This is a genomic window from Aquabacter sp., from assembly GCF_965279295.1.
Lineage (GTDB): Bacteria > Pseudomonadota > Alphaproteobacteria > Rhizobiales > Xanthobacteraceae > Aquabacter.
Genome location: NZ_CBDIHQ010000015.1, coordinates 194,048 through 208,291 on the forward strand (window position 1 = coordinate 194,048; position 14,244 = coordinate 208,291).

Annotated in this window: 23 protein-coding genes and 1 tRNA gene; 22 read left to right on the forward strand and 2 right to left on the reverse strand. The window is 64.0% G+C overall.

Going from position 1 to position 14,244, the window contains the following annotated elements; genetic code table 11:
* The first annotated feature begins 4 nt into the window (after positions 1–4).
* From ADADO0_RS11495 to ADADO0_RS11560, 14 genes are all read left to right on the forward strand, one after another.
* Positions 5–469 carry a single-stranded DNA-binding protein gene (locus tag ADADO0_RS11495; protein WP_511305282.1) on the forward strand — a complete coding sequence of 155 codons (465 nt, stop codon included), beginning with the start codon at positions 5–7 and terminating at the stop codon, positions 467–469.
* A 10-nt stretch (positions 470–479) separates the two neighbouring features.
* A complete protein-coding gene (locus ADADO0_RS11500; RefSeq protein WP_511305283.1) occupies positions 480–1,577 on the forward strand; it encodes an ATP-dependent DNA helicase in 1,098 nt (365 codons plus the stop codon).
* Positions 1,574–1,852, forward strand: a complete 279-nt coding sequence (locus ADADO0_RS11505) for a hypothetical protein (protein WP_511305284.1) — start codon at positions 1,574–1,576, stop codon at positions 1,850–1,852. Before ADADO0_RS11500 ends, ADADO0_RS11505 begins: the two co-directional genes overlap by 4 nt.
* A gap of 90 nt (positions 1,853–1,942) precedes the next feature.
* Complete coding sequence (trpF, locus tag ADADO0_RS11510; RefSeq protein WP_511305285.1) at positions 1,943–2,590, forward strand: phosphoribosylanthranilate isomerase; 648 nt, start codon at positions 1,943–1,945, stop codon at positions 2,588–2,590.
* Positions 2,587–2,784, forward strand: a complete 198-nt coding sequence (locus ADADO0_RS11515) for a hypothetical protein (protein ID WP_511305286.1) — start codon at positions 2,587–2,589, stop codon at positions 2,782–2,784. The genes trpF and ADADO0_RS11515 overlap by 4 nt, the downstream gene beginning before the upstream one ends.
* The gene (locus ADADO0_RS11520) at positions 2,781–2,957 is read left to right on the forward strand and encodes a hypothetical protein (RefSeq protein ID WP_511305287.1); all 177 of its coding nucleotides are present in this window, start codon (positions 2,781–2,783) and stop codon (positions 2,955–2,957) included. The genes ADADO0_RS11515 and ADADO0_RS11520 overlap by 4 nt, the downstream gene beginning before the upstream one ends.
* Before the next feature lie 361 nt (positions 2,958–3,318).
* Positions 3,319–3,654: a hypothetical protein gene (locus ADADO0_RS11525; protein ID WP_511305288.1), complete on the forward strand. Its 336-nt coding sequence runs from the start codon at positions 3,319–3,321 to the stop codon at positions 3,652–3,654.
* The gene (locus ADADO0_RS11530) at positions 3,651–4,202 is read left to right on the forward strand and encodes a hypothetical protein (RefSeq protein ID WP_511305289.1); all 552 of its coding nucleotides are present in this window, start codon (positions 3,651–3,653) and stop codon (positions 4,200–4,202) included. The genes ADADO0_RS11525 and ADADO0_RS11530 overlap by 4 nt, the downstream gene beginning before the upstream one ends.
* The gene (locus tag ADADO0_RS11535) at positions 4,195–4,464 is read left to right on the forward strand and encodes a hypothetical protein (RefSeq protein ID WP_511305290.1); all 270 of its coding nucleotides are present in this window, start codon (positions 4,195–4,197) and stop codon (positions 4,462–4,464) included. The genes ADADO0_RS11530 and ADADO0_RS11535 overlap by 8 nt, the downstream gene beginning before the upstream one ends.
* Positions 4,457–4,867, forward strand: a complete 411-nt coding sequence (locus ADADO0_RS11540) for an ASCH domain-containing protein (RefSeq protein ID WP_511305291.1) — start codon at positions 4,457–4,459, stop codon at positions 4,865–4,867. Before ADADO0_RS11535 ends, ADADO0_RS11540 begins: the two co-directional genes overlap by 8 nt.
* Positions 4,864–5,442: a J domain-containing protein gene (locus ADADO0_RS11545; protein ID WP_511305292.1), complete on the forward strand. Its 579-nt coding sequence runs from the start codon at positions 4,864–4,866 to the stop codon at positions 5,440–5,442. The genes ADADO0_RS11540 and ADADO0_RS11545 overlap by 4 nt, the downstream gene beginning before the upstream one ends.
* Positions 5,439–5,687, forward strand: coding sequence for a hypothetical protein (locus ADADO0_RS11550; protein WP_511305293.1), 249 nt, complete (start codon positions 5,439–5,441; stop codon positions 5,685–5,687). Before ADADO0_RS11545 ends, ADADO0_RS11550 begins: the two co-directional genes overlap by 4 nt.
* Before the next feature lie 3 nt (positions 5,688–5,690).
* Positions 5,691–6,560 carry a hypothetical protein gene (locus ADADO0_RS11555; RefSeq protein WP_511305294.1) on the forward strand — a complete coding sequence of 290 codons (870 nt, stop codon included), beginning with the start codon at positions 5,691–5,693 and terminating at the stop codon, positions 6,558–6,560.
* Positions 6,560–6,850: a hypothetical protein gene (locus ADADO0_RS11560; protein ID WP_511305295.1), complete on the forward strand. Its 291-nt coding sequence runs from the start codon at positions 6,560–6,562 to the stop codon at positions 6,848–6,850. The genes ADADO0_RS11555 and ADADO0_RS11560 overlap by 1 nt, the downstream gene beginning before the upstream one ends.
* A gap of 196 nt (positions 6,851–7,046) precedes the next feature.
* Here ADADO0_RS11560 and ADADO0_RS11565 read toward each other — a convergent pair whose 3' ends face one another.
* Together ADADO0_RS11565 and ADADO0_RS11570 are read right to left on the reverse strand one after the other, a co-directional pair.
* Positions 7,047–8,378, reverse strand: a complete 1,332-nt coding sequence (locus tag ADADO0_RS11565; RefSeq protein WP_511305296.1) for an integrase — start codon at positions 8,376–8,378, stop codon at positions 7,047–7,049.
* Positions 8,379–8,501: 123 nt separating this feature from the next.
* Positions 8,502–8,577, reverse strand: a tRNA-Thr gene (locus tag ADADO0_RS11570).
* Between the two features lie 191 nt (positions 8,578–8,768).
* Here ADADO0_RS11570 and ADADO0_RS11575 point away from each other — a divergent pair.
* The 8 genes from ADADO0_RS11575 (at position 8,769) to yacG (ending at position 14,144) form a co-directional block, all read left to right on the forward strand.
* Positions 8,769–8,999: a hypothetical protein gene (locus ADADO0_RS11575; RefSeq protein WP_511305297.1), complete on the forward strand. Its 231-nt coding sequence runs from the start codon at positions 8,769–8,771 to the stop codon at positions 8,997–8,999.
* A 61-nt stretch (positions 9,000–9,060) separates the two neighbouring features.
* Positions 9,061–10,350: a UDP-N-acetylglucosamine 1-carboxyvinyltransferase gene (gene murA / locus ADADO0_RS11580; RefSeq protein WP_511305298.1), complete on the forward strand. Its 1,290-nt coding sequence runs from the start codon at positions 9,061–9,063 to the stop codon at positions 10,348–10,350.
* Positions 10,351–10,418: 68 nt separating this feature from the next.
* Entirely contained in the window at positions 10,419–10,868 is a 450-nt protein-coding gene (locus tag ADADO0_RS11585; protein WP_511305299.1) for a DUF2948 family protein, read from the forward strand.
* Positions 10,869–10,955: 87 nt separating this feature from the next.
* On the forward strand, positions 10,956–12,263 hold the full coding sequence (hisD, locus tag ADADO0_RS11590; protein WP_511305300.1) for a histidinol dehydrogenase: 1,308 nt from the start codon (positions 10,956–10,958) through the stop codon (positions 12,261–12,263).
* 1 nt (position 12,264) lies between these two features.
* Positions 12,265–12,774: a UPF0262 family protein gene (locus ADADO0_RS11595; protein WP_511305301.1), complete on the forward strand. Its 510-nt coding sequence runs from the start codon at positions 12,265–12,267 to the stop codon at positions 12,772–12,774.
* Between the two features lie 55 nt (positions 12,775–12,829).
* A complete protein-coding gene (locus ADADO0_RS11600) occupies positions 12,830–13,237 on the forward strand; it encodes an arsenate-mycothiol transferase ArsC (RefSeq protein ID WP_511305473.1) in 408 nt (135 codons plus the stop codon).
* Positions 13,238–13,329: 92 nt separating this feature from the next.
* Positions 13,330–13,950: a Maf family nucleotide pyrophosphatase gene (locus ADADO0_RS11605; RefSeq protein ID WP_511305302.1), complete on the forward strand. Its 621-nt coding sequence runs from the start codon at positions 13,330–13,332 to the stop codon at positions 13,948–13,950.
* Complete coding sequence (gene yacG / locus ADADO0_RS11610) at positions 13,947–14,144, forward strand: DNA gyrase inhibitor YacG (protein WP_511305303.1); 198 nt, start codon at positions 13,947–13,949, stop codon at positions 14,142–14,144. The genes ADADO0_RS11605 and yacG overlap by 4 nt, the downstream gene beginning before the upstream one ends.
* The last annotated feature ends 100 nt before the right edge of the window (positions 14,145–14,244 follow it).

A 14,244-nucleotide genomic window follows, 5' to 3' on the forward strand; every position in this document is an offset into this window, starting at 1 on the left:
CCCAATGACAACCATCAATCGAGTTACGATCCTCGGCAATCTCGGGAAAGACCCGACGCATCGGGCGACAACAAACTCCAATCTCGTCCAATTCACCATCGCGCAAACGGAACGTTACAAGAAGGGAAACGACACTATAGAGCGGACGGAATGGGTGAATGTGAAGTGTTGGGGGAGCCAAGCTTTTGCGGACTTCCTTCTCAAGAACCTGAAGAAGGGGACGCGTGTTCTCGTCGAAGGCAAGTTCTCGACAGAGAAATACGAGAAGGATGGGCGGGATGTTTACAGCACCTTCGTCCTGGTTAGCAGCGTTGGGTCGTCCGTCATTCCGTTGAGCAGTGGTGGCGGGTCGAGTGGCGGCGACGGCTATCGCGGAGACGACGAGAGCAGCCGTTCTGCCCCTTCAGAACAGCGGAAGAGCGCGCCGTCTAAGCCGAGCGACGACTTCGACGACGAAATCCCGTTCTGAGGCGAATGCTATGTGGTCGCCCCAGCAGGAACACGCCCTGAAGGCCGTCGGTGCGTGGCTCAAGGATGAGCACGGACCCCAGGTCTTCTACCTCGCCGGGTTCGCAGGAACCGGCAAGACGACGTTGGCTAAGACCCTCGCGGAGAGCGTCGACGGAAACGTCATCTATGGCGCGTTCACGGGCAAGGCTGCGCTGGTGCTTCGCCGTAAGGGATGCGCCGGTGCGAGCACCATCCACTCCATGATCTATCTGCCGCGTCGTGCGGCAGGTGGCGCCACCGATTGGTTGCTGAACGAGAACAGCCCGGTGGGCCGCGCGCAGCTCGTCATCATTGATGAATGCTCGATGGTGGGCGAGGACCTCGGCAGGGATCTCCTGTCTTTCGGCACCCGCATTCTGGTGCTTGGAGACCCGGCTCAGCTCCCTCCCGTGCGCGGAGAAGGCTTCTTCACTGCCCGCAAGCCGGACGTGATGCTGACTGAGGTCCATCGGCAGGCGCAGGACAACCCGATTATCCGGATGTCCATGGCCGTCCGAGAAGGGAAGCAGATTCCCTACGGCACATACGGTGAGAGTCGGGTCATTCCCCGCGCCTTCCAAAAAGACGTCATGTCCTCGGACCAGGTGCTTGTGGGGATGAACCGCAGCCGCCGCGATTACAACCAGCGCATTCGCAGGCTGATGGGCTTTGAGGGGGCGATGCCCGTTGTCGGAGAGCGTCTGGTCTGCCTCCGGAACAAGCATTCTGCTGGGCTTCTGAACGGAGGGCTCTGGAACGTCGGGGCCCTTCTGGAGACCAAGCCGCGCGATGTCCGGCTCCGGATGATGCTGGAGCCTGAAGACGCAGGCGATCAGCTCAGCCCGGCAGAAGTCTATGTGCATCCGAAGTTCTTCCTCGGCAGCGAGGGTGAACTGTCCCTGGCCGAGAAGAAGAAATCGGATCAATTCGACTTTGGATACGCGCTAACCGTTCACAAATCGCAAGGATCGCAATGGAACAGCGTCTTCCTCTTCGATGAGGGCGGTGCGTTCGATGACTATGCCAAGTGGCTTTACACCGGAATTACCCGCGCGGCCGAGGCCGTAACCATCGTGAGGGCAGCATGAACGAAGAAGACATCCGTAAACTCGGCGGCGAGCTGGCCGACACTATCCGACCGCTTGCCTTGAGCGACATCCACTCCGCGTATCTGCCCATGGCGGAGCGCATCTTCGACACCACCGCGACCCTGCTGGTTCAGGTCTTGGTGGACATCAACCGCATCGCCACGGCGGTGGAGCAGTTGGGCCCCGCCAAGGGGAGGGCTGCGTGCGAGAAGTATGCGGGACCCAGCATTTACGAAGACGAGAATTTCAAGCCGGTGGACATGGTCCTCGACTGAACCCCTCGCAAGAGGGTCATGGCGGGTGGGCGGTTTCGATGCCCTGACAAGCCCCCGCCCACCCGTCATCACATACAGAAGGATTTCGAGATGAGCCCCGCGTTCGTCACCTTTACCGGCGTTGACGACTGGACGTCGACCGAGGGCATGCGGCTCCTGGCGCGCCGCTACCCGATCGAGTGGGGCGTCCTGTTCAGCCGGAGGCGCCAGGGCGTCGATCCGCGGTACCCGGGCGGCGAGATGCTCTCGCGGCTGATGTGGAGCGGGCTGCGCATGTCGGCGCACCTCTGCGGCTCCTACAGCGACGACGTCATGGAAGGGCGGTCCAGCACCGATATTCCGGCGGACCTCTCATATTTCGAGCGGGTTCAGGTCAACCACGCCGCCCCCGTTCCTGCGCGGATTGTCCAGTTTCAGAACGGTTGGGACACCTATCTCCGGGGCATCGCGCAGTGCCGGGATTATATCTTCCCGGCGAACAACTCGGTCGATTGGCTATTCGACCGGTCTGGCGGCACCGGAGTCACTCCCGACGCGTGGCCGTTGCATCCCGGCGGCATGCGCCGCGTCGGTTATGCCGGCGGGATCGGGCCGGACAACGTCCTGGAAGTGATCTCCGCCATCAACTGCACCGGGCCCTATTGGCTCGACATGGAGAGCGGCGTCCGCACCGACGACCGGTTTGATTTGGACAAGTGCAAGGCTGTCTGCCGGGCGATCTGGGGAGGTCGGGCATGATCCTTTCGGTTCTGCTGCTCGGGGTCCTCACCGGCATCGGGCTGGTCGCCACCGTCGTCATCATCGTCAGCACATGCCAGGTGGTGACGCTGCCGCGCCATTCATTCCGCCGTCTCAGGGCGTTGGAGAACAACAACTTCGCCTTCCTTGCCCTGCTGCTGGCCGTGCTCGCGGGCGGGAGGTTGGCGCCGTGACCGATCCCATCACCATCGGAGTTGGCCTCATCGCCATGGTCCTGGGCGCCCTGATCGGCGTCGTCATGACCGGCGGGAACACCCCTGAAGTCAGGCGCGCGCGGCAAGAAGGATACCTCGCCGGGGTGCGCGACGCAGCGGCCAAGCGCCGGAAAGGGCCGCGTCATGGCTGATGGAGCAATGCAATTCTCCGGGCCCATGGTGCGCGCGCTCCTTCGGGAGGTTGCTCACCCTGGCACGGGCAAAAGGCAAACCCGGCGGCCAATTGAGCCGTACACGGGCGGGAACCTTCGCACCGGCGATATCCTGGTGTCCTGGCCGGCCAACGAATTTATGCGGAAAGGCGCATCTTTCCGGCCACGATTCCTCCAAGGAGACCGGCTCCGGGTCCGGGAGACCTGGCGCGCAGAGGCGCGCTGGGATGATGTGCCGCCGCGCCTGATCGCGAAGGGATCGCCGATCTATTTCGAGGCTGGTGGTGGCGGCGAAGAGGCAATCCCCGAGTGCGCTGGAAAGTTGCGCCCGGGCAGGTTCATGAACCGCTGGGCGTCCCGCCTGACGCTCTACGTCACAGACGTGCGGGTGCAGCGGGTCCAGGACATCAGCGAGTCCGACGCGCTGGCCGAGGGCATCCTCTTCGACGAGAGCCTTCCGGAGGATGTCCACCGCTACTGGCTCGACCTCGGAAACGACAGCAAGGGCGCTGAGTGGATCACGAGCTGGGACGCACGCGACGTCTATAGGCAGCTCTGGCACCACCTCCATGGCGCCGGCTCCTGGGAAGCGAACCCCTGGGTCGCCGCATACACCTTCATGCCGGTCCTCGCGAACATCGACAGCCTCCCCGCGACGGTTGGGGAGGCGGCATGACAACACCCGACATTCCTCGCCACGATGGCGCAAGTGACCCCACCCATAACAAGCTGCGGCGGGCTATCGAGAAGCGAGAGCGTGCTTACCTATGGGTCCCCTCGGACGCAATCACGTTCGTTCCCCGCCTGCTCCCAACCATATACGGCGACGGGCGTGCTCTCTTCACCATAACGACGATCAATCAGCGCCCCGCTTATTGGGTGATCCGCGCGTGCAGCACTTGGGGGTGTGGGCTGGATCGCGAAGATTCGGCGGGCCCTGATTTTGCTGAGATGACAGATGAGATCATGACCGAACTTGAGGACGCGTTCGGTCGAGGCCGGTGCGGATACTCGGGAAATAGCCTGTTCTGGCCAAAGAAGCACCGCCTCAGAAATTGCAAGTGTGAGGAGTGCTCGGATCGCTTCAAGGCACGTTGGCCAATGGTAGATGACGACGGCGGCTGTTCCTGGTCGCGAACCGACTGGCCTGCGGGATTTCAGACCGTCCCCAATCCGCTTTCGCGGCGGGGCAATCTATTGGCCGAAGAGCGCGCCAATGGCTGAGCTCCACCCCTCGATCGCGGCCATCCAGCTTCAGTCCAGCCTGCTGCTGGACGAGCAAGAGCTTGCCGCGCTGCTCGCCTTGGCCGCCTACGGCGACAGCCTGGACCTGCTGTTCCACCGCCTGGGCAACCGGTCGCTCGGCGAGCATGAGCCGGCTTTGCGCCGGATCTTCACCACCATTTCGGAAACGGCGCCGGCAGTGCTCGCCCGCTCGCGCGAGATCCGCGCAATCCTCAACAACATGGGAGACCAGAATGGATGACCGCATCCCGGCCCTGTCCATCCGCCAGCCTTGGGTGTGGGCCATCATCCACGCCTGGAAGGGCATCGAGAACCGCGATTGGAACACCAAATATCGCGGCCCGATCCTGCTGCATGCGAGCAAGGGCATGACGCGGGCCGAATATGACGACGCCATCCAAATGGTGAAGCACGCGCAGAAGGCCGGCTGCGCTCCCACGACGCTGCTGATCCCGAAGTTCGAGCAGCTCCAGCGCGGCGGCATCGTCGGCCGGGCAGACCTGGTCGACGTGATCACCGAGAGCACCAACCCCTATTTCTTCGGGAAGTATGGGTTCGTGCTGAAGAACGCGCGGCCGGTGCCATTCGTCGAGTGCAGCGGGAAGCAGGGGTACTTTTACCCCGATGTGCAGGTGGCGGCATGACCGCGGCCTATCCACTTTCCTGGCCCGAGGGCTTTCCGCGCGCCAAAGAGCCCGAGAAGGGCCGGTTCCAGACGACGCTCTCTGGCGCCCTGAAGAACGTCACCGGCTCGCTGCAAGCCTTCGGGCGCGACAGTGGCAAGCCGGTGACCAACATCATCCTCTCGTCGAACGTCACTCTCGGGGGTCAACGCCCGGACGATCCAGGCGTCGCGGCGTGGTTCCTGTGGGACGGCGAGCAGCGATGCATTCCGGTCGATCGCTACGGCACGCCTGAGGCCAACCTCCAGGCGATCCACCATGTGCTGGAGGCCCGGCGCACTGAACTTCGGCACGGCACCCTCGCGTTGGTCCGCGCGACCTTCAAGGGCTTCACGCCCGCGCTGCCGGCGCCCGGGGCGCGGCGGCCATGGCGAGAGGTTTTCGGGTTCAACCCCGGCCCCGTCACGCGAGCCCAGGTTGATGCCGCCTATCGGCAAGCGTCGAAGGGCGCCCATCCCGATCGGCCCGGCGGCTCGCACGACAAGATGGCGGAGCTCAACGCCGCCCGTGACGCTGCCATGAAAGAGATCGGGTGACCCCGGCGATCCACTTCGTCGGCTTCCGCGGTGACGAATATTGGTCGGCCGTCAGGATCTGGGGCCGACCGACCTTCATCCATCGCAAGTGGGATCAGCGCGCCCGCCGGGAGATCGCCGACGGCGACTTGTTAATTTTCGCGACCGGTTCGGAGGCCGACGAGCCCAGCCGGTTCAATGGCCCTGACATTGATGAGGAGCAGCAACATGGACGCCAACGAGGCGCAGGACCGGCCGGGAAGTGACCGATGAGCGCGCAGAAGATCGAAAATCTTATCGGGCTGCTGCGCGAAGAGGCACTTCTCCGCGTCACCGAGAAGGCGGAATTCCATCGATTTGAGGTGACGGAAGACCGCCTTGTGGAGGATCTTTGCGGGCGGGCCGCTGCGGAGCTGACCCGCTTCGTCGGAGAGGTGGGGAGCCTAAGGCAGGAGCGAGGCGAGCTCATCCGGAAGCATGCGCAAGCCGTGATCGAGCTGTCCATTGCCAGGAAGGAAGTCCGCGACGCCAGCACTGAGCCCGGCTGCGATTGCCAGCAGTGGCCGACGCACGTTTCCAATGAGTGTCCGGTGCACAACCTCATCCCGGACGCGCCGCCGGAGGATTCAGGGGCGCCCGATCTGCCTAGGGCCGTGGATCTCCCACCCGGCGGAGCGCATGCACTGCTGCTGCTTCTCGCGTGCCTCCGGCAGCACCTCGCCAGCCTATGGAAGCCCACTCACCGCCATAGGAAGCGCGGCAGCACGTATCAGGTCATCGGCAAGGCCGAACTTCAGGTCGCCGGCATGTTCCCACCCACGGAAGGGGACAAGCTGACAATCTATCGTGCGGAGGACGGCACCCTCTGGGCGCGGCCGACCCCAGAATTCGAGGATGGGAGGTTCGAGGATCTGGGCGCGAAGCCTGCGGGCGACCCGGCGGGCGAGCCCCGGGCTTGGATCGTAACCAATGGAAAGGAAGAGCCTGACCGCATGTACCGCCGCTTCGGCACCTTCGGCCCGTACTTCACCACGGTCGAGGATCATGCCGTTCGGTTCGCCCGTCGGGCGGACGCGGAGATGTACGCCTTAGAAGGGGAGGGCGCCTGGGCAGTCCTCCCGGTCCGGGGGACGCGCTGATGGAGCGGATGACCTCGACACAGATCACGATCGGCCACGATCTAGGCAAAGCAGCTGCCGAAGAATGCACCCGGGTCGCAATTCGCAAGATCGACCTCTGCGACCATCACCTTCAGGGCTTTCTAGTTGCCGCTCACGCGGCGGCGGCCCTGGTGGGAATCGCCGCGCACCAGCTCAACCCGGGTGGCGGCATGGAAAAGGAGAGGGTCGAGGAGGTGCTCGACTTTCTAAGAGGGATTGCGGTGGACACGATTCCGTCGCTGCCGCCCGCTCATGGGGGCGGCCGGTAAGGATGCCGACCCACCCGACTTCTCATGATGATGGCCGTGTCTCGATCGAGCGCATCGAGCGCGCGCTCGTGCTCGCGGCATACATCGTGGTGAGGCATGGTGAGGTGTATTCGCCCTACGTCGAGCGGCTGGAGAGGGAACTGGAGAGCGCTCGGCGGGACGATCCTACATCCCGCGCGCGCCGCATCCTGGAAACCTACACCCGAGAAGGCGGCCGGAAGGCGATTCGGGACAGCCACTCAAGCTTCTGAGCGAGCGACGGCCCGACGCCATAGAGCGGTCGGTGCCATTTATGCCCCATCAGGTTCGCCACGACCTTCTCGGGCGCCTCAACCTTGGTCAGGCGGTCCTCGAACGTGTGTCGAAGGGAGTAAAGGCTCTGTCCCACCTCCGGACGTAACTTCCGGGCGTCCAGGGCATTGTTCACCAACCCCGACAGGCTATCGCCCTTGTCCATATAGCGGGGGAAGCCATTGGGCTGCAGCTTCATTGCTTCCAGTGCGACGCCGACCAGCGGGATCTCGCGCTTCGACTGATCAGTCTTCATTTCCCGGCCGTCGGGTCGAACCAGCACATGCGGGATCTCATGGTCGAGGATGATGGTCGACTCATTGAGGTTGCATGCCTCGGATAGGCGAAGGCCTGTCTCGGCGATCAGAAAAATGCACCGCCGAGCCTCCTCATTGAGATCGTCGAATACACCTTCGGCAAGGAAATGCGCTTGGACAAACTCGGGCGGGTAGGCGGTTCGCTGGCGGTCGCGGCCACCGCGAATGCTGGCCTTGTCGAAAATCGGCTTTAGGTCGAGCTGTTTCGATTCGGCGATATCGCGGAACATCGAAGCCACACGACCGATCGCCTTGTTCGCCGTGTCGATTTCGATTTCCTCCGCCATCACACGGTCTAGGAGGACCTGGCGAAAGGTCAGGACGTCTTGCCGGGACAGGTCGCTCATCGGCTTGTTGCCGCTGATGGCCTCGACGAAGGTGTTGAGGGCCGTCACGCGCTGCACCCGCCAGCGGTGCATCTGCCGCGGGGATTTGCTCTTGAGCGCCGCCGCATTGATCGCTTCAAATTCCACGGCCATGTCAGCGACCATGAACACCGGCGGAGCCTCGCCACCGAGGATTGCCGCAACCTCCTGTCGGACTTCCACCGTCTCGCGGGCTTCCAGCATCTCCAGCCGCTTCACGATCGCTTCGAGGGCCAGCAATTGGGCTGCATCGTGCGCTGGCAGGTAGGGCACCCCCAGGGTGCGGGCTTTCTTGAGAGCCTCGCGGTAGCGGTTGGAGGCATCGGGATCAACGCCGTCCCGCTTCTCCCGCCAGAACCTCACAAGGTCGGCGTCCAGCTCCTGCACCTTCTTACTCGCGGCTACGCCTCGGGGGTCGTCAACGACCCGAATTCCCGTGGTGAGCTGGATGATGCCTCGATCATCGACCCTGACGAATTCCTTTGGAACCCGCCTGACCAGATACCAAAAGCCATTGCGCTTATGCGGGGTAGCCGCCTTCGCAGGACGCGGCATCGCGGTTCCCCGGTGAGGTGTTTGTTGTGCGATTTGTTATGCGAAAACCCGCAGATAAACGCAATATGCAATTTTGTGAGCGATAACAATCGTTCATTTGCAACGGTTTGCGGGAAAAATGTATGGTGCCGCTTGAGGGATTCGAACCCCCGACCCCCTCATTACGAATGAGGTGCTCTACCAGCTGAGCTAAAGCGGCTCCGAGGCTTTGCCTCTTCCTGGTGCATAAAATGCACTGGGCGAACCTACGGCGCGAGGCCGTCTGTTCGTTGACGACCTCATACGTGCCTGCGATCCGACTTGCAAGGGTGCGTGCGTCTGCGAGGAGCGCGGCTCACAGGCTTGGCGTGGCGCTTGCCTCCGACGGTTAGCGCCGCTAACGCTCTGAGCATGTCCACAGAGAGTGAGAAAAAAGCCCGGCTTGCCAGCGCACTGCGCGCCAATCTCGCGCGTCGAAAGGCACAGGGCCGCGCCCGTGCCGCGCAGGATGATGACGCGCCCATCCCGGACGGGGAGAGGCTCACGGATGGCGAGCAGGACGAGGCCCAGAATGAGGCGGCAGCGTCCGAAGCATCCCAGGCGCGCACCGCGCGCATTGTGCACGGGGATGGAGAAGGCTAGATCAGTTTCAAATCGATGCGCGCACCGCGCGCGCCACCCGCAGCCGGGAGCCTTACTTCGCATGGATAAGATCAGGATCGTCGGCGGCCACTCCCTCCGGGGCATCATTCCTATTTCCGGCGCCAAGAACGCCGCGCTGCCGCTGATGATCGCCGGCCTCCTGACCGAGGAGAAGCTGACCCTGGAAAATGTGCCGCGCCTTGCCGACGTGGCGCTGCTCCAGCGCATCCTCGGCAACCATGGCGTGGACATCACCACCGCCGGAAAGCGCAATGGGGATGACCCCCATGCTGGCCAGACCCTTGAGATCGATGCCCGCGCCATCGTCGACACGACTGCACCTTATGACCTTGTCTCGCGGATGAGGGCGAGCTTCTGGGTGATCGCGCCGTTGATCGCCCGCATGGGTCAGGCGAAGGTGTCCTTGCCCGGCGGCTGCGCCATCGGAACCCGCCCTGTGGATTTCCACCTGGATGCGCTGCGGGCGCTCGGCGCGGAAATCGAGATCGATGCCGGCTATGTGGTCGCCAGCGCGCGCGATGGATTTGTCGGGGCGAGGATCGTGTTCCCGAAGGTGTCAGTGGGCGCGACCCACACGGCGTTGATGGCTGCGGCGACCGCACGCGGTGAGACCATCATAGAGAATGCCGCGCGGGAGCCGGAAGTCGGTGATCTCGCCGCTTGCCTCGTGAAGATGGGCGCCCGTATTTCCGGCGCCGGCACGTCGACCATCCATATTGAAGGCGTGCCCCGGTTGCGCGGTGCGCGCCATGCGGTTCTGCCCGACCGGATCGAGACCGGGACCTATGCCATGGCGACCGCCATGGTGGGCGGCGACGTGATGCTTGCCGGCGCGCGGGTGGATCTGCTGGAAAGTGCCTTGGATACGCTGCGCGCCTCCGGTGCCGAGATCGACGCGACCAACGAGGGCATTCGCGTGCGCCGCAACGGCAACGGCATCCTGCCTGTGGACATTTCCACCGCGCCGTTCCCGGGCTTTCCCACGGATCTTCAGGCGCAATTCATGGCGCTGATGACCCGTGCGCGCGGACGCTCGCATATCCGCGAGACCATCTTTGAAAACCGCTTCATGCATGTGCAGGAACTGGCGCGGCTGGGCGCTCATATTCAGCTCGACGGCGATACCGCGACAATCGAAGGCACCGACAGGCTGAAGGGTGCGCCGGTGATGGCAACGGACCTGCGTGCTTCGGTGTCCCTGGTGATCGCAGCGCTGGCGGCGGAAGGGGAGACCATGGTTCAGCGGGTCTACCATTTGGACCGTGGGTTTGAACGGCTGGAAGAAAAACTCGCGCGCTGCGGCGCTGAGATCGAACGCATTAGCTCCTGACGCTTCAGGCCCTTGATCCGGTGGCGGGTCGTCGCCACCTGTGGGTCAAGAGAACGAGGAAAAACCCCATGGATGCTCTCAAGCTTCTCGCGCTGGACGAGGAAGACCTGGCGATCATCTCGGCCCATCTCCAGGATGCGGTGGTAAAGGTGGGAGACATGGGTTTCCTGTCAAAGAGCCAGCGTTTTGCCCTTGTGCTGAACCGTTTCGACTGGGACCAGAAGGAAACCGCCGAGCAATATGTCCGGCGTCGCACCGGCTTGCATTTTGAGCGGGTGCGCAATGTCCGATTTCGGGGGTTCGATCCCGCATCGCGTGAAGCCGTCCTCAACCTGCTGGCGGTGACGTTCGAGGAGACCGAGGCGCCCTCCGGTGTGGTGACGCTGGCTTTCTCCGGCGGCACGGACATCCGTTTCGAGGTGGAATGCATCGAGGCCCGCCTGTCCGATCTCGGCCCTGCCTGGGGTTGTCCCCGTGCGCCCGAGCACAAGGGAGCTGTGGGCGCCGCCGAAAGCTAAGCGGTCTGGCCGGGGCCTGATGGGCTTGACCGCGCTCGTGGCCAAATCCCCGTTCACCTTTGCCCGCACATGTTCTATCGAAGCGGCATGCCGATCCGCCTCGATACCCGCACCCCAGATTTCGCCGCCGATTTCACGCAATTCCTCTCAGGGAAGCGGGAATCCTCCGCCGATGTGGCCAGCATCGTCGCCGGCATCATCGCCGATGTCAGGGAGAACGGTGATGCGGCGCTGATCGCGCTGTCCAAGACATTCGACCGTGTGGACCTGGAGCGTCTGGGCATCCGCGTGTCCGGCGCCGAAATCGACGCGGCTCTCGCCAGCATCCCAGAGGACACGCTCGCCGCCCTCAGCTTCGCGAAGGCGCGCATCGAGGCGCACCACGGTCGCCAGAAGCCGAAGGACGAGCGCTACACCGACGCTGTCGGCGTGGAACTCGGCCAGCGATGGACGCCGGTGGATGCGGTGGGGCTCTATGTTCCGGGCGGCACCGCCGCCTACCCCTCATCCGTGCTGATGAATGCGGTTCCGGCGAAGGTGGCGGGCGTTCCGCGCATCGTCATGGTGGTGCCTTCGCCCGATGGCGAGATCGCGCCTTTGGTTCTGGCTGCGGCCCGCATTGCGGGTGTGGACGAGGTGTATCGCGTGGGTGGAGCCCAGGCGGTGGCGGCGCTGGCCTATGGCACGCAGACCATTGCGCCGGTGGATAAGATCGTCGGCCCCGGCAACGCCTTCGTGGCGGCCGCCAAGCGCCAGGTGTTCGGCAAGGTCGGCATCGACATGGTGGCCGGGCCGTCCGAGGTGCTCATCCTCGCGGATGGCGATGCGAACCCGGACTGGATCGCGGCCGATCTGCTGGCCCAGGCGGAGCACGACACGGCGGCACAATCCATTCTTATCACCGATTCCGCCGATCTCGCCGCGCGGGTGGAGCGCAGCGTCGAGGACATGCTGAAAACCCTGCCGCGTGTCGAGATCGCCTCGGAATCCTGGCGCGTGCATGGTTCGATCATCCTTGTCGGCTCCTGGGACGAAGCGATCGACCTCACAAACCGGATCGCGCCCGAGCACCTGGAAATCCACACCGCAGATGCCGAGGATCTGGCTGCAAGGGTTCGCCATGCCGGCGCGATCTTCATCGGCCCCTATACGCCCGAGGCGATCGGCGATTATGTGGGCGGCACCAACCATGTGCTGCCGACCGCACGCTCCGCGCGCTTCTCGTCTGGCCTGGGCGTGCTTGACTTCATGAAGCGGACCTCGATCCTCAAATGCGGGCCGGAGGCGCTGCGGCTCCTCGGTCCGGCGGCCGTGAGGCTGTCACAGGTCGAGCGTCTTGATGCTCATGGGCGTTCCATTCTCGTGCGGTCCAATGCCGGATCGGAGGCAGGTTGAGATGAATGACGCCACCTCGACGAAGACGGCGCAGGGCGGCCCCACCCGCCGCCTGTGTGCCATTACGCTCGATGACGCCTCCATCGGCCGCGGCGGCGCGGATGTGGAGCACGAGCGGGCGACCGCCATCTACGATTTGCTGGAAGAAAACACCTTCACGCCCGCGAACGATCCGGGGGAGGGGCCTTACACCCTCCATATCGGCCTGATCGATAACCGGCTGGTGCTGGACGTGAAGCGTGAGCTTGGCGACGCGGTGGTGCAGCACCACCTCTCGCTCACTCCGTTCCGCAAGGTGGTGAAGGATTATTTCCTGATCTGCGAGAGCTATTACCAAGCGATCCGCACCGCATCGCCCACCCAGATTGAAGCCATCGACATGGGGCGTCGTGGCCTGCACAACGAGGGGTCGGAGCTGCTGCAGGAGCGGTTGAAAGATAAGATCGACCTGGATTTCGACACCGCCCGGCGCCTGTTCACACTCATTTGCGCGCTCCACTGGAGAGGCTGAGGTGAGCGCCGTTTCCGCGCCGGTACGATCTTCGCGTCCGCAGTCTGTGCTGTTCATGTGCGGCCAGAACGTGGTGCGCTCGGTGATGGCGGAAGCCATTGCCAAGCACCTGTTCGGCAAATCCGTCTATGTGAAATCCGCAGGCGTGATCGCGGGCGATCCTGACCCGTTCGTGGCGAGCGTGATGGATGAGATGGGGCTCGACGTGAAGCGCCATCGTCCGCACAGCGTCGAGGACCTGGAGGAATACGAGGGCCTGGGCTTCGACCTCGCCATCTCGCTTTCGCCCGACGCGCACCACAAGGCGCTGGAACTCACCCGCACCAACGCGCTCGACGTTGAGTATTGGCCGACCTCCGACCCGACTCTCGAGACCGGCAATCGCGAGCAGCGCATGGAGGCGTACCGCGCCGTGCGGGACGAGTTGGAAAACAAAATCAGGGCGCGGCTGCGCCAAACCTGAGTGAAAATCGCATAACGCGCGGGGATGCGCTGCCACGCCCTTTCGGCTAGCTTCCGGCCCATGTTTGGACGGCAGGTTCTAGCGAGGCGCATGTGAACGACCGGGTGAAGCTCGTATTGGCGTCAGGTTCTCCGCGCCGTCTTGCCCTGCTCAACCAGGCCGGCATCGAGCCGGATGTGCTGATGCCGGCTGAAATCGACGAGACACCCGGAAAGGGTGAGTTGCCGCGCCGTCTGGCCCTGCGTCTCGCGCAGCAAAAGGGCGAGCTGGTGGCGATGCGCGCGCGCGAAGCGGGCATCAGTGCCATCACGGTTTCGGCCGACACCGTGGTGGCGGTTGGTCGCCGCGTGCTGCCGAAGCCAGAAGTTCAGGACGAGGCGGAGCATTGCCTGCGCCTGCTCTCCGGCCGCTCCCATCGGGTCTACACCGGCCTGTGCGTGGTCTCGGTGCGAGGGCGGGTCCGTACCCGCCTCGTGGAGACCCGGCTGCGGTTCCGCCGCCTTTCGGGTGATGATATCGCCGCCTATCTCGCCAGCGGCGAATGGCGCGGCAAGGCTGGCGGATACGCGATCCAGGGTGTGGCGGGTTCGTTCGTGGTGAAGCTCACTGGGTCCTATTCCAGCGTCGTCGGCTTGCCGCTGGCCGAGACGGTGGCGCTGCTGTCCGGCGAGGGATACCCGGTGCGCGCGGGTTGGGGCGAGCGCGCGGCATGAACGACACACCTAAAATCACTGCGCCAGCCTGCCCGATCTGCGGCAAGCCCGTAATGGAGAAATATCGCCCGTTCTGCTCCAAGCGGTGTGCCGACGTGGATCTCCATCGCTGGCTTACCGGCGCCTATGCGATCCCCGTGACTGAGGAAGACGACGAGGACGGGGACAACTCGGAGCCTGGCCCGCGTTCCTGAGCCGAGCGCAGGCGCGGCGGTAGAATTGTCCCAAGGGGGTGTTGCCGCAACGCGCGCCGGGCTATGGATGGCGGGACCTTGCCCAGCCGCCCCGTGGCCG

Coding starts and splice junctions, on each gene's coding strand:
- ADADO0_RS11495 (WP_511305282.1), top strand. CDS start 5: ATGACAACCATCAATCGAGTTACGATCCTCGGCAATCTCGGGAAAGAC.
- ADADO0_RS11500 (WP_511305283.1), top strand. CDS start 480: ATGTGGTCGCCCCAGCAGGAACACGCCCTGAAGGCCGTCGGTGCGTGG.
- ADADO0_RS11505 (WP_511305284.1), top strand. CDS start 1,574: ATGAACGAAGAAGACATCCGTAAACTCGGCGGCGAGCTGGCCGACACT.
- trpF (WP_511305285.1), top strand. CDS start 1,943: ATGAGCCCCGCGTTCGTCACCTTTACCGGCGTTGACGACTGGACGTCG.
- ADADO0_RS11515 (WP_511305286.1), top strand. CDS start 2,587: ATGATCCTTTCGGTTCTGCTGCTCGGGGTCCTCACCGGCATCGGGCTG.
- ADADO0_RS11525 (WP_511305288.1), top strand. CDS start 3,319: ATGAACCGCTGGGCGTCCCGCCTGACGCTCTACGTCACAGACGTGCGG.
- ADADO0_RS11530 (WP_511305289.1), top strand. CDS start 3,651: ATGACAACACCCGACATTCCTCGCCACGATGGCGCAAGTGACCCCACC.
- ADADO0_RS11535 (WP_511305290.1), top strand. CDS start 4,195: ATGGCTGAGCTCCACCCCTCGATCGCGGCCATCCAGCTTCAGTCCAGC.
- ADADO0_RS11540 (WP_511305291.1), top strand. CDS start 4,457: ATGGATGACCGCATCCCGGCCCTGTCCATCCGCCAGCCTTGGGTGTGG.
- ADADO0_RS11545 (WP_511305292.1), top strand. CDS start 4,864: ATGACCGCGGCCTATCCACTTTCCTGGCCCGAGGGCTTTCCGCGCGCC.
- ADADO0_RS11555 (WP_511305294.1), top strand. CDS start 5,691: ATGAGCGCGCAGAAGATCGAAAATCTTATCGGGCTGCTGCGCGAAGAG.
- ADADO0_RS11560 (WP_511305295.1), top strand. CDS start 6,560: ATGGAGCGGATGACCTCGACACAGATCACGATCGGCCACGATCTAGGC.
- ADADO0_RS11565 (WP_511305296.1), bottom strand. CDS start 8,378: ATGCCGCGTCCTGCGAAGGCGGCTACCCCGCATAAGCGCAATGGCTTT.
- ADADO0_RS11575 (WP_511305297.1), top strand. CDS start 8,769: ATGTCCACAGAGAGTGAGAAAAAAGCCCGGCTTGCCAGCGCACTGCGC.
- murA (WP_511305298.1), top strand. CDS start 9,061: ATGGATAAGATCAGGATCGTCGGCGGCCACTCCCTCCGGGGCATCATT.
- ADADO0_RS11585 (WP_511305299.1), top strand. CDS start 10,419: ATGGATGCTCTCAAGCTTCTCGCGCTGGACGAGGAAGACCTGGCGATC.
- hisD (WP_511305300.1), top strand. CDS start 10,956: ATGCCGATCCGCCTCGATACCCGCACCCCAGATTTCGCCGCCGATTTC.
- ADADO0_RS11595 (WP_511305301.1), top strand. CDS start 12,265: ATGAATGACGCCACCTCGACGAAGACGGCGCAGGGCGGCCCCACCCGC.
- ADADO0_RS11600 (WP_511305473.1), top strand. CDS start 12,830: ATGTGCGGCCAGAACGTGGTGCGCTCGGTGATGGCGGAAGCCATTGCC.
- yacG (WP_511305303.1), top strand. CDS start 13,947: ATGAACGACACACCTAAAATCACTGCGCCAGCCTGCCCGATCTGCGGC.